Genomic DNA, 15,096 nt, shown 5'->3' with positions numbered 1-15,096 from the left:
CATACCCTGGGCGGATGTACTTCGTCGGCGTGGACCTCGCCTGGGCCGGCCGCAATCCGACCGGTGTCGCGGCTGTCGACGCGGACGGGTGTCTGGTGGGGGTCGGTGCCGCTCGCGACGATGCCTCCGTCCTGGCGGCGCTGCGGCCCTACGTTGTGGGCGATTGCCTGGTCGCCTTCGACGCGCCGCTGGTGGTGACCAACCGCACCGGCCAGCGGCCGGCGGAGGCCGCACTGAATCGAGACTTCCGACGATTCGAGGCCGGCGCGTATCCGGCCAACACCGAAAAGCCCGAGTTTGCCGACGGCCCACGCGCCGCCCGGCTGGCCCGCCAACTGGCGCTGGATATGGATCCTCTTTCGTCCGCCACGCGGCGGGCCATCGAGGTCTATCCGCACCCGGCTACGGTGGCGCTGTTTCGGCTACCCCGCGCGCTGAAGTACAAGGCCAAGCCGGGACGCAGCGTTGACCTGCTCAAATCGGAGCTATTGCGACTGATGGACGGCGTCGAGGGGCTCGCCCAGGCCGGGGTTCGGATGCAGGTAGCCGGTCAGCCGGATTGGGTCTCGTTGCGCCGGCAGGTGACGGTCGCGCAGCGAAAAAGCGACCTGCGGGCCGCCGAGGATCCGGTCGACGCCGTCGTATGCGCCTACGTGGCGTTGTACGCCCAGCGCCGGCCCGCCGATGTCACGATCTATGGGGACTTCACCACCGGGTACATTGTCACGCCGTCGCTGCCCGCCGACTTCAGATCGGCACCGGACGCTGCTCGACGGGCGCGAGCACGTCGATGAGGTCGACCACCGTCGCCAGCGCAGCGACACGCGGATCCCGCCCTTCGACCAGCGCCGAGACCACCGATCCGTCGACCGCGCAGATCAACGTACACACCAGTTCGATCTGTGCGGAGCGGCCGGAGCGCTCGATGGCCTCGGCCACGGCCTCAGCGCGCTGACGCAGGCTGCGGCGCATGCTTTCGCGCAGGTCAGGCAGGCGGGTACAGGCGATATGGCGCTCGTATCGTGAGATCAGCTGCTCGGCAAGCCCCGGACTGGACATTTCCCCCACCAGCAGGTCAACTAGCACAACGGCGGTGGTCTCGGGCCCCCGACGTCGCCGGGACAGGGCACTGACCCGGGCTCGCAGCTGAGCCACCTCGATCATTCCGATGTGTTCGACCGCGCGAGCGATCAAGTCGTCGAGCGACGAGAAGTAGTAGGTGGTAGACGCCAACGGCAAACCGGCCCGCCGCGCCACCGCCCGGTGGCGTACCGCCTCGAACCCGCCCTCGCCGAGCAGCTCCGCGGCGGCGCTGACCAATGCATACCGCCGACGTTCTCCTTTTGGAGTAACCGCTGCTGTCACGCCCATCCATGCTGCCAGTCAAAGTGGTACTGCATTGCCAATTCGGCCAAACGTCCATGGCATGATGGCCCGCATGCCAGAGTTGAGCCGCCGCGCCGTGCTCGGTCTCGGCGCCGGCACGGTCCTTGGCGCTACCTCAGCATATGCGATCGACATGCTGTTGCAGCCCCGAACTTCACATGCCGCACCGGCGGCGGCGATTGGCACAAACGTTCCATTGGCGCCGACACCAGCACTCGATCCGGCCCCCCCGGCTCAGGCGGCGCCGACGATGTCCACCGGCTCGTTCGTGTCGGCAGCGCGCGCCGGGAAGATGACCAACTGGGCCATCGCCCGCCCACCCGGCCAGACCCAGGCGCTGCGGCCGGTGATCGCACTGCACGGCTTGGGCGGTAGCGCATCGGCCGTGATGGACGGCGGCGTCGAGCAGGGCCTGGCCCAGGCCGTCAACGCCGGGTTGCCACCGTTCGCGGTGGTCTCCGTGGACGGAGGCAGCAGCTACTGGCACCAGCGGGCTTCTGGCGAGGACGCTGGGGCAATGGTGCTCAACGAGCTCATTCCGCTATTGGACACCCAGCAGCTGGACACCTCCCGGGTAGCGTTTCTGGGCTGGTCGATGGGCGGCTACGGCGCTTTGCTGCTCGGCAGCCGCCTTGGACCGGCACACACCGCGGCGATCTGCGCGGTCAGCCCGGCACTGTGGCTATCTGCCGGTTCCGTCGCACCCGGCTCCTTCGACGGACCCGACGACTGGTCGGCGAACTCGGTTTTCGGACTCCCCGCGTTGAGGTCCATCCCGATCCGGGTCGATTGCGGCAACAGCGATCCGTTCTATGCCGCGACCAAGCAGTTCGTGGCGCAGCTGCCCCACCCGCCGGCGGGCGGCTTCTCCCCCGGCGGGCACAACGGTGGGTTCTGGAGCGCACAGCTACCCGCCGAGCTGACCTGGATCGCGCCGCTGCTCACAGGTTAAGCGGCGTGAGCACGCCGTTTGGTTGGACCTTCCCCTACGCTTGGCCGCGCATGCCCATCCTGGCGACAAACGTCGTGTGCACGTCACAACCGCTGGCCGCGCAAGCGGGTCTTCGGATGCTGGCCAACGGCGGCAACGCGGTCGACGCCGCCGTCGCCACAGCCATCACCCTCACCGTGGTGGAACCGGTGTCCAATGGCATCGGCTCGGACGCCTTCAGCATCGTCTGGGACGGACAAAAACTGCACGGCCTGAACGCGTCCGGCCGCTCGCCCTCGGCGTGGACGCCAGAGTACTTCGGCGGCAACGCCGTTCCCGTGCTCGGCTGGAACTCCGTGACGGTGCCCGGTGCGGTGTCGGCTTGGGTGGAACTGCACGCCAGGTTCGGCAGGCTACCATTCGAAACGCTCTTCGCGCCCGCCCTCTCCTACGGCCGCAACGGCTTTCTGGTCTCACCGACCGTCGCGGCACAATGGGCGGCACAGGTGCCGTTGTTCGCATCCCAGCCCGGATTTGCCGATGCGTTCATGCCCGGCGGACGAGCGCCGAAACCCGGTGAGCTGTTTACCTTTCCTGACCACGCGGCGACGCTAGAGAAGATCGCGGCGACCAACGGTGAGGAGTTCTACCGGGGCGAGCTGGCCGCTAAACTCGAGGCGCACTCGGCGGCAAACGGAGGGGTGATGCGTGCCGACGACCTCGCCGCGCATCGCGTGGACTGGGTCGACACGATCACGGGAACCTACCGCGGGTACACCATCCACGAGATACCGCCCAACGGCCAGGGCATTGTGGCCTTGATCGCGCTCGGAATCCTCGAGCATTTCGATATGTCATCGTGGTCAGTGGATTCCGCTGACAGTGTGCACGTGCAGATCGAAGCACTGAAGCTTGCCTTCGCCGACGCGCAAGCGTATGTCGCCGACATCGACTACATGCCGCTGCACCCGAAGCGCCTGCTCGACAAGGAGTATCTGCGGCAGCGCGCCACGCTGATCGATCCAAAGAGGGCAATGCCGGCGGCCACCGGCATCCCTCGAGGCGGCACCGTCTATCTGGCCGCCGCCGACGCTGCGGGGATGATGGTGTCCATGATCCAGTCGAACTACCTTGGGTTCGGCTCCGGTGTGGTGGTGCCCGGCACCGGCATTTCGCTGCACAATCGCGGCTCGGATTTCACTGTGGTGCCGGGACATCCGAACCGGGTTGGGCCACGGAAGCGTCCCTATCACACGATCATCCCAGGTTTTGTGACCCGCGACGGTGCACCGGTGATGAGCTTCGGGGTGATGGGCGGCATGATGCAACCCCAGGGTCACGTGCAGGTGCTGGTGCGCATCGCCGACTACGGCCAGAACCCCCAGGCGGCCTGTGACGGCCCTCGGTTCCGCTGGGCGAACGGTATGCAGGTCAGTTTCGAAAACGGCTTCCCAGATTCAACTCTCGATGAGCTGCGGCAGCGTGGGCATGACTTGGTCGCAGTAGCGGACTACAGCCAGTTCGGGAGTTGTCAGGCAATCTGGCGGCTCGACGATGGGTACCTCGCGGCCAGCGATCCCCGCCGTGATGGCCAAGCCGCAGCCTGCTAGACGCTGATCTTCCCTTCGGCCGCCCGTAAACCGATATCGCTGCGGAAATGACCGCCTGGCAACCGAATTGAACTGAGGATTTCATACGCGTGTGCGCGTGCTGCGGACAAGTCGGCACCGGTGCCCACCACCGACAGCACCCGGCCGCCGGACGAAACGATCGCGCCATCGTCGCGCCGCGTGGTTCCGGCGTGCAGCACGCCCTCGGCTTCGGAGCCGACAACGACGTCGCCGACCCGGGGGCGCCCGGGATAGTTTTCGGCCGCCAGTACCACTGTTACGGCTACACCGTCACGCCACCGCAACTCGCCGAAATCGGCCAGCTTCCCGGTAGCGGCGGCATGAAGCAGTTGGCCGAGCGGAGACTCCAGCAAGGCCAGCACGGCTTGGGTCTCCGGATCGCCGAATCGGCAGTTGAACTCGACCACCGCCGGCCCGCGGGCGGTAATCGCGAGACCAACATACAGCAATCCGCAAAACGAGCTTCCACGCCGGACTAGTTCGGCCGCAACGGGTTCGACGATCCGGCTGACCACCTCCCGATAGATGTTGTCGGGCAACCACGGCAGCGGCGCGTAGGCGCCCATACCGCCGGTGTTAAGTCCGGTGTCATCCTCACCGACTCGCTTGAAGTCCTGTGCCGGCAGCAGCGGCACCACGACGGTGCGGTCGACGACACAGAACAGCGATACCTCCGGGCCGTCCAGGTAGGACTCCAGCAACACCGGGTGCCCGGCCTCGAGCAGGGCAGCGCCGTGTGCGCGCGCGACATCGCGGTCCGCTGTCACCACCACACCCTTGCCGGCGGCTAGCCGGTCGTCTTTGACCACCCAGGCCGGGTCACCGGCAGGCGGCCCGAACCGGTCCAGGGCCGCGTCCAAGTGCGCTGGGCTGTCGACGATTTCGCTGTTCGCGGTGCGCACACCGGCCGCCGCCATGACGTCCTTGGCGAATGCTTTGGAGCCTTCGATGCGAGCCGCGTCCTTACCAGGCCCGAAACACACGATGCCGGCCGCGCGCACGGCGTCGGCTACCCCGAGCACCAACGGTACCTCGGGGCCGATCACCACCATGTCAGCGCCGACTTCACGAGCCAGGGAGACCACCGCCTCGGCGGAGGTGATGTCGACGTCGTGCTGCTCGGCGATCCGAGCGGTGCCGGCATTGCCGGGAGCAACGATTAGCCCCGAAACCTGCGGGTCTTTGCCGAGCGCCAGTAATAGCGCATGTTCGCGGGCACCCGAACCGATTACCAGGACGCGCACGACACGTCAGACTAGCTCGATTTACCGGATTCCTTAGCAAGAACTTCGGCGACGTTGGCTTTCGTGTCGGGCAGCGAGCCGTTCTCGGCCGCCTGCTTACGCTTGGCCGCTACCCGCTCGATCGCACTGTTCAGCCGCGAGCCCAGCGGGAAGCCGACATAGTGGGTAATGAACACGGCGAGTTCACGCAGCTCGTCTATGGTGAGTTCGTCGTTATGCAGGACGGCGTTGACTTGGACCTCGAGCAGATCCGACTGGCCTTGAGCGGTCAGCACCGCGATCACGGCCATCCGCCGGTCCCGCATGGACAGGCCGGGACGGGTCCAGATCCTGCCGAATAGGTGATCGACGGTCAGGGCAAAAAACTCACCTGGCATGTCGGGCATGTCCCAGGCGTAAACCTCGTTCATTTTGTCCAGGCCGGTGCGGCGCAGCTCGTCCATCATGTCTCCTTTGCTGGCTCGGTGTCCGGGTACGGTACCCCGAGGCCGGCGGCCAGCCGTTGCAGCGCCAGTTGGGCCAGCGGCAGGTCGACCGATACCACCTCGCCCAGGGCCAACGCCAGACTCAGGTCTTTCTCACCCAGGCCGCGGGTGTGCTCCAACAACGGCCGCAGCGGGTCAGCCGGCTCCATCGGCGCAGTGGTGTTGCGGAACATGATCGCTCCCGCGCCACCGGTGAATGAGTCGCTGTGCCGCACCACCTTCCCGAGCGCCACGAGGTCTAAGCCACAGGCTTCGGCCAGCCGCTGCGCCTCGGCGGCGGCGGCATACGAGACGAAAGTCAACATGTTGCGCGCCAGTTTCATCCGGGTGCCAGCGCCCGGTTCCCCGGCATGAATCAACAGCGAAGCCCACCTCGAAAATGGCTCTTTAATCCGCTGGAACGCCTCGCCGTCAGCGCCGACCATCACGGCCAACTCACCCTTGGCGGCCGCCGCCGCGCCGCCGCTGACCGGTGCGTCCACGATGTGGATCCCCTGCGGCTTGAGCTTTTCGGCCAGATCGACTGCTGTCGTGTCGCTGATAGTGGAGTGAATCGCGACAATGGTGCCGGGCTTGGCGTGCGTCGCCAGTCCGTTGTCGGCGGTGATCACCGAGCGCACCTGCGCGTCGTCGAACACGGTGATGCTGATGATGTCGGCTTCGGCGACATCGGAGACGCTTGCCGCTGCGGTGGCGCCGCCCTCGACGAACGGTGCCATGGCCTCGACCCGCACATCGAAAACGGTCAGTCCGCCAGGCCAATCGAGCAGACGCTTAACCATCGGCGCGCCTTGATTACCCAAGCCGATATATCCCAGGCGTGGTGTCTCCGGGTGAGCGGTCATGAGCGCCGCTCTCCCCCGCCAGCGGACGGGGGTACCTCCCACTTGTGGGGGCGCGCCCCCACCTCATCGCCCCGCTCTGCATCGTCGCCGGCGCCGGTCATGACCGGATGATCTGTCCGCCATCGACATTGAAGATCTGCCCGGTGATCCACGATGCCGAATCCGACAGCAGGAACAGGCACATGCCCACCAGATCCTCCGGTGTACCCATCCGCGACAGCGGGATGGTCTGCACCATGTTCTTGACCAGCTCCGCGGGGGTGACGGCGCGGGTAGCTTCGGTGTCGATCGGTCCGGGCGCGATCGCATTGATCCTTATCTTCATTCCGCCCAGCTCGCGGGCCAGCTGCTGCGTCAGCCCGTTGACACCGACCTTGGCCAGGCCGTAGAAGTTGGAATACAGCCAGGCCGCGGTCGAGGACTGGTTGACAATCGCGCCGCCGCCCCGTTTGGCCATGTGCTTGTACACCGCGCGGGTGCACACCAGCACGCCGTCGTGGTTGACGCTCATGAATTTCTTGTAGTAGTCCAACGGCACGGTCAACAACAGATCGAGCTTCATGCCACCGTAGATCGCCGCATTGTTCACCAGATAGTCGATGCCGCCGAAAGCACCGACGGCGCGGTCGGCCATGGCTTTAGCGGAATCCTCGTCGGACACGTCAACGGGCACATGAATCGCAGTACCGCCGTCGGCGACAATCTGCTTGGCTACCGCCGCGGCACCGTCGGCGTTGATGTCAGCGACGACCACCGAGGCACCTTCGCGGGCCAACGCCTGAGCGTAGGCCTGTCCGATACCCTGGGCAGCCCCGGTGACGATAGCCACCTTGCTGTCGAACATGGCTTCCTTTCTGCGCTGTCAACCCGCTAGCTAATTTGCAGCGGTAGCAATGAGTTTGGCTTCTAAGTACTCCTCGAAGCCGAGGAGACCCATCTCGCGTCCGATACCGGATTGCTTGTAGCCGCCGAACGGCGCGTCGGCGCAGTACCAGACACCCCCATTGACGTTGACGGTGCCTACCCGCAGCCGCGAGGCAATCCTCGCGGCGCGCTGCGGGTCGGCGCCATACACGGTGCCCGACAAGCCGTATGGCGAGTCGTTGGCGATGCGCACCGCATCATCGTCACCGTCGTGGGCAATCACCGTGAGCACCGGTCCGAAGATCTCCTCTCGGGCGACTCTGGCGTCATTGGTCAACCCTGCGATGACCGTGGGCTCGATGTAGAAACCGACCTCTCTGTCCGCCGGCCGCGCGCCGCCGCACGCGAACCTTCCGCCTTCGGCGACCGCCAGGTCGAGGTAGCCCTGCACCCGATCCCGCTGTCGGGCCGAAATCAACGGCCCGCAAACGGTTCCGGGGTCGTTGGGATCGCCGGGCCTGATCGACGACATGGTGGCCGCCGCGATGGCAACCGCCTCGTCATAATGGGCCCGTGGCACCACCAGCCGGGTCGTGATTGCGCACCCCTGCCCGGCGTGCATGCAAGCCGAGAACGCCGATACCGCGCTGGCAGCGGCTAGGTCAGCGTCGTCGAGCACGACGAACGCCGACTTGCCACCCAGTTCCAGAAAAACCTTTTTGATAGTGGCCGCGGCATCGGCCATTACGGCACGGCCGGTCGCAGTAGAACCGGTGAACGAAATCATGTCCACCCGAGGGTCTTTGGCCAACATCGCTCCCAAAGCGTGGTTGCTGGAGGTGACGATGTTGACGACACCCGGTGGGAAGTCGGTGTGCTCGACGATGATTTCCCCGAGCGCTGCTGCGCACCACGGTGTGTCGGGCGCCGGCTTTAAAACGACGGTGTTACCCGCGGCCAGCGCGAGACCTAGCTTGGCGAGATTGATCTGGTGCGGGAAGTTCCACGGGGTGATGGCGCCGACGACACCGACGGCCTCCCGTGCGAGGGTGCGCCGGGTGGCGATGCCCAACGGCGATGCCTCGCCGAGGTCCTGCTTCCACGGGTAGGACTCGGCCGTGTCCGCCGCAAACGACAGATCCCCGACCGGGCCTTCCAGCTGGGCGCTGGCGGTGAGCATCCGCGGCGCGCCCACCTCGGAGATCGTCAGTTCGCGTAGTTCTTCGACGTGCTGTTGCATTGCGTCGCGCAGTTGCCGCACACACCGCACCCGAAGTTCGGTATTGCGGGACCAGTCGGTCGAGTCGAACGCCCGCCGCGCGGCCTCGATGGCGCGGCCCATGTCCTCGGCATCGGCGTCGGCGGCGACTCCCAGCACTTCCTCGGTGGCCGGATTGACCGTCGGGAAGGTGCCGGCACGGCCGTCCGACAGTTTGCCGTCGATGAGCAGCGCACTATTTCCGTCGCCCCACAGGGCCATCTACCGCTCCCAACTTCTCCGACTCTCATCATCGATTGGACACTTGTCCGATATTGCCTCATCGAAACCGTATCCGCAAGGCCGCTACATCGTCCTGACCGATGCACCAGCGGCCACGTCGCGTCGCGGCAGCCCCATGTTAGCTGCATGTTTAGCAGACTGGCTTGCCTCCTGCCGCGACCATCCGATAGTTTGGACATGTGTCCAGCGATGTACTGGTTACCACCCCGACCCAGCGCCAAACCGAACCCCACACCGAAGCGGTGTCACGCAACCGCCGCCAGCAGGCAACCTTCCGCAAGGTGCTAGCTGCCGCCATGGCGACCCTGCGGGAGAAGTCATACGCCGATCTGACGGTGCGCCTGGTGGCGGCCCGCGCCAAGGTAGCCCCGGCGACGGCCTACACATACTTCTCGTCGAAGAACCATCTGATCGCCGAGGTCTACCTCGACCTGGTCCGCCAGGTCCCCTGCGTCACCGACGTCAACGTCCCGATGCCTACCCGGGTGACGAGCTCGTTGCGACACCTGGCGCTGGTAGTTGCCGACGAACCCGAAATCGGCGCGGCGTGCACGGCGGCGCTGCTCGACGGCGGCGCCGACCCCGCGGTGCGTGCGGTGCGCGACCGAATCGGCGCCGAGATCCACCGCCGCATCACATCGGCGATCGGACCTGGCGCCGAGCCCGGTACCGTGTTCGCACTCGAGATGGCGTTCTTCGGAGCACTCGTACAGGCCGGCAGCGGCACCTTCACCTACCACGAGATCGCCGATCGGCTCGGGTACGTGGTGGGCCTGATCTTGGCCGGAGCTAACGAGCCGAGCACTGGCGGCAACGGATGACCGTCCGCATCGGTGACCCCGAACTGGTCCTGGACCCCTACGACTACGACTTTCACGAAGACCCGTACTCGTATTATCGTCGGCTGCGGGACGAGGCCCCGCTGTACCGCAACGAGGAACGGAATTTCTGGGCGGTGTCGCGGCACCACGACGTGCTGCAAGGCTTCCGGGACAGCACGGCGTTGTCGAATGCCTATGGCGTATCCCTGGATCCGTCCTCACGCACTTCTGAGGCGTACCGGGTAATGTCGATGCTGGCCATGGACGACCCCGCACATCTGCGGATGCGTACCTTGGTGTCCAAGGGCTTCACCCCACGGCGGATCCGTGAACTCGAGCCGCAGGTGCTCGAACTTGCCCGCATTCACCTGGATTCGGCCCTGCAAACCGAAAGTTTCGATTTCGTAGCAGAATTCGCTGGCAAGCTGCCGATGGATGTGATTTCAGAGCTGATGGGCGTGCCCGACACCGACCGAGCCCGCATCCGCGCGCTGGCCGATGCGGTGCTGCACCGCGAGGACGGCGTGGCCGATGTGCCCCCGTCGGCGATGGCGGCGTCGATCGAGCTGATGAGATATTACGCTGACCTGATCGCGGAATTCCGGCGGCGGCCCGCGGACAATCTGACGTCGGCACTGCTAGCAGCCGAGCTCGACGGCGACCGGCTTTCCGACCAGGAAATCATGGCGTTCCTGTTTCTCATGGTGATCGCCGGCAACGAGACCACCACCAAGCTACTGGCCAATGCCGTCTACTGGGCCGCCCACCACCCTGGCCAGCTGGCCCGCGTATTCGCCGACCACTCCCGGATTCCGATGTGGGTGGAGGAAACCCTGCGCTACGACACGTCCAGCCAGATTCTGGCCCGCACCGTCGCGCACGATCTCACGTTGTACGACACCACGATCCCCGAGGGTGAGGTGTTGCTGCTGCTGCCGGGATCGGCCAACCGTGACGACCGGGTGTTCGACGACCCGGACGACTATCGCATCGGCCGCGAAATCGGCTGCAAACTAGTCAGTTTCGGCAGCGGTGCCCACTTCTGTCTGGGGGCTCACCTGGCCCGGATGGAAGCCCGGGTGGCCCTGGGCGAGCTGCTGCGTCGGATCCGCAACTACGAAGTCGACGACGACAACGCCGTGCGCGTCCATTCCAGCAACGTGCGCGGATTTGCCCATCTGCCGATCAGCGTGCAGGCCAGGTAATGCCACGCTTCGAACCTCACCCCGCCCGGCGGACCACCGTCGTCGCCGGCGCATCGTCGGGCATCGGCGCGGCCACCGCAACCGAACTCGCCGGCCGCGGGTTTCCGGTCGCCTTGGGGGCCCGCCGCATGGACAAGTTGGCCGAGCTGGTCGACAAGATCCGCGCCGACGGTGGCGAGGCGGTAGCCTTCCCCCTCGACGTGACCGATCCCGAGTCGGTGAAATCGTTTGTGGCGCAAACGGTCGAGGCACTCGGCGAGGTCGAACTGCTGGTGTCCAGTGCAGGCGACATGCTCCCAGGACAGCTGCACGAGGTCAGCACCGAGGCCTTTGCAGAGCAGGTTCAGATACACCTGGTCGGTGCCAACCGGCTGGCCACGGCGGTGCTACCGGCCATGGTGGCACGCCGGCGAGGTGACCTCATCTTCGTCGGATCCGATGTGGGCCTGCGCCAACGCCCGCATATGGGTGCCTACGGCGCCGCCAAGGCCGGCCTGATCGCTATGGTCACCAACCTGCAGATGGAGTTGGAAGGCACCGGTGTTCGCGCATCGATCGTGCATCCGGGACCCACGCTGACCGGTATGGGCTGGCAGCTGTCGGCCGAACAAGTCGGCCCAATGCTGGCGGACTGGGCAAAGTGGGGGCAGGCCCGGCACAACTACTTCTTGCGACCCAGCGACCTGGCACGCGCTATCGCGTTCGTCGCAGAAACGCCGCGCGGGTGTGTCGTGGTGAACATGGAGATTCAGCCGGAGGCCCCGCTGAGGGATGCGCCCGCGCACCGTCAGAAGCTAGTACTGGGCGAAGAGGGGATGCCGGGCTAATGAGCGCTGTTGCACTGCCCCGGGTTTCCGGTGGCCACGACGAACACGGCCACCTCGAGGAGTTCCGCACCGATCCGATCGGGCTGATGCAACGGGTCCGCGACGAATGCGGAGACGTCGGTACCTTCCAGCTGGCCGGAAAGCAGGTCGTGCTGCTGTCCGGCGCGCAGGCCAACGAATTCTTCTTCCGGGCGGGCGACGACGACCTGGACCAGGCCAAGGCATACCCGTTCATGAAGCCGATCTTCGGCGAAGGCGTGGTGTTCGACGCCAGCCCGGAACGGCGTAAAGAGATGCTGCACAATGCCGCGCTACGCGGCGAGCAGATGAAGGGCCACGCCGCCACCATCGAAGATCAAGTCCGACGGATGATCGCCGACTGGGGTGAGGCCGGCGAGATCGATCTGCTGGACTTCTTCGCCGAGCTGACCATCTACACCTCCTCGGCCTGCCTGATCGGCAAGAAGTTCCGCGACCAGCTCGACAGGCGATTCGCCAAGCTCTATCACGAGTTGGAGCGCGGCACCGACCCACTGGCCTACGTCGACCCGTATCTGCCGATCGAGAGCTTCCGTCGCCGCGACGAAGCCCGCAAAGGTCTAGTGGCACTGGTTGCGGACATCATGAACGGCCGGATCGCCAACCCACCCACCGACAAGAGCGACCGTGACATGCTCGACGTGCTCATCGCCGTCAAGGATGAGACCGGCACTCCCCGGTTCTCGGCCGACGAGATCACCGGCATGTTCATCTCGATGATGTTCGCCGGCCATCACACCAGCTCGGGTACGGCTTCGTGGACGCTGATCGAGTTGATGCGCCATCGCGACGCCTACGCGGCGGTGATCAACGAACTCGACGAGCTGTACGGCGACGGCCGATCGGTGAGTTTCCATGCGCTGCGCCAGATTCCGCGGCTGGAAAACGTGCTGAAAGAGACGCTGCGCCTGCACCCTCCGCTGATCATCCTCATGCGAGTGGCCAAGGGCGAGTTCGAGGTGCAAGGCCACCGGATTCATGAGGGCGATCTGGTGGCGGCCTCCCCGGCGATCTCCAACCGCATCCCCGAAGACTTCCCCGATCCCGACGACTTCGTGCCAGCACGATACGAGCAGCCACGCCAGGAAGATCTGCTCAACCGCTGGACGTGGATTCCGTTCGGCGCCGGCCGGCATCGTTGCGTGGGGGCGGCGTTCGCCATCATGCAGATCAAAGCGATCTTCTCGGTGTTGTTGCGCGAGTATGAGTTTGAGATGGCGCAACCGCCAGAAAGCTATCGCAACGACCATTCGAAGATGGTGGTGCAGTTGGCCCAGCCCGCTTGCGTGCGCTACCGCCTGAGAAGCGGGACGGGAGGCTGACGATGAGCTACCGGGTGCACCTGGACCGGGATCTGTGCCAAGGACACGCGATGTGCGAGCTGGAGGCACCCGAGTATTTCCGGGTGCCCAAGCGCGGCCAGGTCGAAATCCTCGACCCCGAGCCGCCCGAGGAAGCCCGCGACGTGATCAAGCATGCCGTGCGGGCCTGTCCCACCCAGGCACTGTCCATCCGAGAAACGGGAGAATAACTGTGGCCGGCTATCCGCGCGACGAACTCGAAGATGTGGTTCACCGCTGGTTACAGGCCAACCGTACGGCGGAGCGGCGCGGCGACTGGACGTTACTGGCCGACTTCTACACCGACGACGCCACCTACGGCTGGAACGTCGGTCCCAACGAGGACGTGATGTGCGTCGGCATCGACGAGATCCGCGACATTGCGCTGGGCCAGGAGATGGACGGCCTGCAGGGCTGGCGCTACCCCTATCAGCGGGTCGTCATCGACGAGAAACAGGGCGAGGTGGTTGGGTTCTGGAAACAGGTTGCCACCGACGCCAATGGCGCCGAGCAGGAGGTGTACGGCATTGGCGGCAGCTGGTTCCGCTATGCCGGCGGCGGGAAATGGAACTGGCAGCGCGATTTCTTCGACTTCGGTCATGTTTCCGCGCTCTACCTGGAATTGCTCAAGGCTGGCAAACTATCGCCAGGCATGCAGAAGCGCATCGAACGCGCCGTGTCGGGCGACAAAGTGCCGGGCTATTACCCGCTCGGCAAGACGCCGGTGCCACTGTGGTAAACGCCCTAGCGCCGCTGACCTACACTCAGCCAGTCGGCGTTCCGGCCGAGGCTCGGGACCACTCGTAGCCGAAGTTCAACGATGAAAGCAGGTTAGCGGTGAAGACCAAGGGCGCACTGATCTGGGAGTTCAACCAGCCATGGTCCGTCGAAGAGATCGAAATCGGCGACCCGCGCAAGGACGAAGTCAAGATCCAGATGGAAGCGGCTGGGATGTGCCGCTCCGACCATCACCTGGTGACGGGCGACATCCCGATGGCGGGCTTTCCCGTTCTGGGCGGACACGAGGGCGCGGGCATCGTCACCGAGGTCGGCCCGGGAGTCGACGACTTCGCCCCGGGCGATCACGTGGTGTTGGCATTCATCCCGTCCTGCGGCAAGTGTCCGTCCTGCCAGGCTGGAATGCGGAATCTGTGCGACCTGGGGGCAGGGCTGCTCGCCGGGGAATCGGTGACGGACGGCTCCTTCCGGATTCAGGCTCGCGGCCAGAACGTCTACCCGATGACCCTGCTCGGAACGTTTTCACCGTACATGGTGGTGCACCGCAGCTCGGTGGTGAAGATCGACCCGTCGGTGCCCTTCGAAGTCGCCTGCCTGGTTGGTTGCGGCGTCACCACCGGCTATGGTTCGGCGGTCCGCACGGCCGACGTCCGGCCGGGCGACGACGTGGCCATCGTCGGCTTGGGTGGGGTCGGCATGGCGGCGTTGCAGGGCGCGGTCAGCGCGGGCGCCCGCTACGTCTTCGCGGTGGAGCCGGTGGAATGGAAACGTGATCAGGCGCTGAAATTCGGTGCCACCCACGTCTACCCGGACATCAACGCCGCGCTGATGGGCATCGCCGAGGTCACCTACGGCCTGATGGCGCAGAAGGTGATCATCACCGTCGGCAAGCTCGATGGCGCCGACGTCGACAGCTATCTGACCATCACGGCCAAGGGCGGCACCTGCGTGCTGACGGCCATCGGCAGCCTGGTCGACACCCAGGTGACGCTGAACCTCGCGATGTTGACCCTGCTGCAAAAGAACATCCAGGGCACCATCTTCGGCGGCGGCAACCCGCACTACGACATTCCGAAGCTGTTGTCGATGTATAAGGCCGGCAAACTCAACCTCGACGACATGGTGACCACTGCGTACAAGCTGGAGCAGATCAACGACGGATACCAGGACATGCTGAACGGCAAGAACATTCGCGGCGTGATCCGGTACACGGACGACGACCGCTAGCCGGAGATAGCC

16 protein-coding genes are annotated in these 15,096 nt (G+C 65.4%); 10 read left to right on the top strand and 6 right to left on the bottom strand.

The window, feature by feature from the left end:
* Positions 1 to 14: 14 nt before the first annotated feature.
* On the top strand, positions 15 to 794 hold the full coding sequence (locus tag MCAN_RS04065; RefSeq protein ID WP_014000409.1) for a DUF429 domain-containing protein: 780 nt from the start codon (positions 15 to 17) through the stop codon (positions 792 to 794).
* On the opposite strand, the gene MCAN_RS04060 is transcribed toward MCAN_RS04065, so the two are convergent.
* Positions 748 to 1,371, bottom strand: a complete 624-nt coding sequence (locus MCAN_RS04060; protein ID WP_014000408.1) for a TetR/AcrR family transcriptional regulator — start codon at positions 1,369 to 1,371, stop codon at positions 748 to 750. The two genes, MCAN_RS04065 and MCAN_RS04060, sit on opposite strands and share 47 nt — an antisense overlap.
* A gap of 55 nt (positions 1,372 to 1,426) precedes the next feature.
* Between MCAN_RS04060 and MCAN_RS04055 the strand changes: the two genes are divergently transcribed.
* Together MCAN_RS04055 and ggtA are read left to right on the top strand one after the other, a co-directional pair.
* Positions 1,427 to 2,338 carry an iron-stress inducible esterase gene (locus MCAN_RS04055; RefSeq protein WP_014000407.1) on the top strand — a complete coding sequence of 304 codons (912 nt, stop codon included), beginning with the start codon at positions 1,427 to 1,429 and terminating at the stop codon, positions 2,336 to 2,338.
* A 5-nt stretch (positions 2,339 to 2,343) separates the two neighbouring features.
* Positions 2,344 to 3,927 carry a gamma-glutamyltranspeptidase GgtA gene (gene ggtA / locus MCAN_RS04050; protein WP_015292434.1) on the top strand — a complete coding sequence of 528 codons (1,584 nt, stop codon included), beginning with the start codon at positions 2,344 to 2,346 and terminating at the stop codon, positions 3,925 to 3,927.
* Here ggtA and purD read toward each other — a convergent pair.
* The 5 genes from purD to MCAN_RS04025 all read right to left on the bottom strand — a co-directional run bounded on the left by purD (position 3,924) and on the right by MCAN_RS04025 (position 8,866).
* Positions 3,924 to 5,192 (bottom strand): phosphoribosylamine--glycine ligase, encoded by a 1,269-nt coding sequence (purD, locus tag MCAN_RS04045; RefSeq protein WP_014000405.1) that lies wholly within the window; start codon positions 5,190 to 5,192, stop codon positions 3,924 to 3,926. The two genes, ggtA and purD, sit on opposite strands and share 4 nt — an antisense overlap.
* 11 nt (positions 5,193 to 5,203) lie before the next feature.
* Entirely contained in the window at positions 5,204 to 5,638 is a 435-nt protein-coding gene (locus tag MCAN_RS04040) for a carboxymuconolactone decarboxylase family protein (RefSeq protein WP_003403928.1), read from the bottom strand.
* Positions 5,635 to 6,522 carry an NAD(P)-dependent oxidoreductase gene (locus MCAN_RS04035; RefSeq protein WP_014000404.1) on the bottom strand — a complete coding sequence of 296 codons (888 nt, stop codon included), beginning with the start codon at positions 6,520 to 6,522 and terminating at the stop codon, positions 5,635 to 5,637. The genes MCAN_RS04040 and MCAN_RS04035 overlap by 4 nt, the downstream gene beginning before the upstream one ends.
* A gap of 97 nt (positions 6,523 to 6,619) precedes the next feature.
* Positions 6,620 to 7,366, bottom strand: coding sequence for an SDR family oxidoreductase (locus tag MCAN_RS04030; protein ID WP_014000403.1), 747 nt, complete (start codon positions 7,364 to 7,366; stop codon positions 6,620 to 6,622).
* Positions 7,367 to 7,396: 30 nt separating this feature from the next.
* Positions 7,397 to 8,866, bottom strand: coding sequence for an aldehyde dehydrogenase (locus MCAN_RS04025; protein WP_014000402.1), 1,470 nt, complete (start codon positions 8,864 to 8,866; stop codon positions 7,397 to 7,399).
* A 200-nt stretch (positions 8,867 to 9,066) separates the two neighbouring features.
* Between MCAN_RS04025 and MCAN_RS04020 the strand changes: the two genes are divergently transcribed.
* The 7 genes from MCAN_RS04020 (at position 9,067) to MCAN_RS03990 (ending at position 15,084) form a co-directional block, all read left to right on the top strand.
* Positions 9,067 to 9,708: a TetR/AcrR family transcriptional regulator gene (locus MCAN_RS04020; protein ID WP_014000401.1), complete on the top strand. Its 642-nt coding sequence runs from the start codon at positions 9,067 to 9,069 to the stop codon at positions 9,706 to 9,708.
* On the top strand, positions 9,705 to 10,913 hold the full coding sequence (locus tag MCAN_RS04015; protein ID WP_014000400.1) for a cytochrome P450: 1,209 nt from the start codon (positions 9,705 to 9,707) through the stop codon (positions 10,911 to 10,913). The genes MCAN_RS04020 and MCAN_RS04015 overlap by 4 nt, the downstream gene beginning before the upstream one ends.
* The gene (locus MCAN_RS04010; RefSeq protein WP_014000399.1) at positions 10,913 to 11,740 is read left to right on the top strand and encodes an SDR family oxidoreductase; all 828 of its coding nucleotides are present in this window, start codon (positions 10,913 to 10,915) and stop codon (positions 11,738 to 11,740) included. The genes MCAN_RS04015 and MCAN_RS04010 overlap by 1 nt, the downstream gene beginning before the upstream one ends.
* Complete coding sequence (gene cyp51 / locus MCAN_RS04005) at positions 11,740 to 13,101, top strand: lanosterol 14-alpha demethylase (protein WP_014000398.1); 1,362 nt, start codon at positions 11,740 to 11,742, stop codon at positions 13,099 to 13,101. Before MCAN_RS04010 ends, cyp51 begins: the two co-directional genes overlap by 1 nt.
* A gap of 2 nt (positions 13,102 to 13,103) precedes the next feature.
* On the top strand, positions 13,104 to 13,310 hold the full coding sequence (locus MCAN_RS04000) for a ferredoxin (RefSeq protein WP_014000397.1): 207 nt from the start codon (positions 13,104 to 13,106) through the stop codon (positions 13,308 to 13,310).
* Positions 13,311 to 13,312: 2 nt separating this feature from the next.
* Positions 13,313 to 13,858, top strand: a complete 546-nt coding sequence (locus MCAN_RS03995) for a Cif family virulence factor (protein WP_014000396.1) — start codon at positions 13,313 to 13,315, stop codon at positions 13,856 to 13,858.
* 98 nt (positions 13,859 to 13,956) lie between these two features.
* Complete coding sequence (locus MCAN_RS03990) at positions 13,957 to 15,084, top strand: NDMA-dependent alcohol dehydrogenase (protein WP_003403885.1); 1,128 nt, start codon at positions 13,957 to 13,959, stop codon at positions 15,082 to 15,084.
* The last annotated feature ends 12 nt before the right edge of the window (positions 15,085 to 15,096 follow it).

Origin of the sequence: Mycobacterium canetti CIPT 140010059, from assembly GCF_000253375.1 — a bacterium.
Taxonomy (GTDB): domain Bacteria; phylum Actinomycetota; class Actinomycetes; order Mycobacteriales; family Mycobacteriaceae; genus Mycobacterium; species Mycobacterium tuberculosis.
The sequence above is the reverse complement of the archived record's forward strand: the minus strand, read 5'-3'. Positions and strand labels throughout refer to the sequence as shown.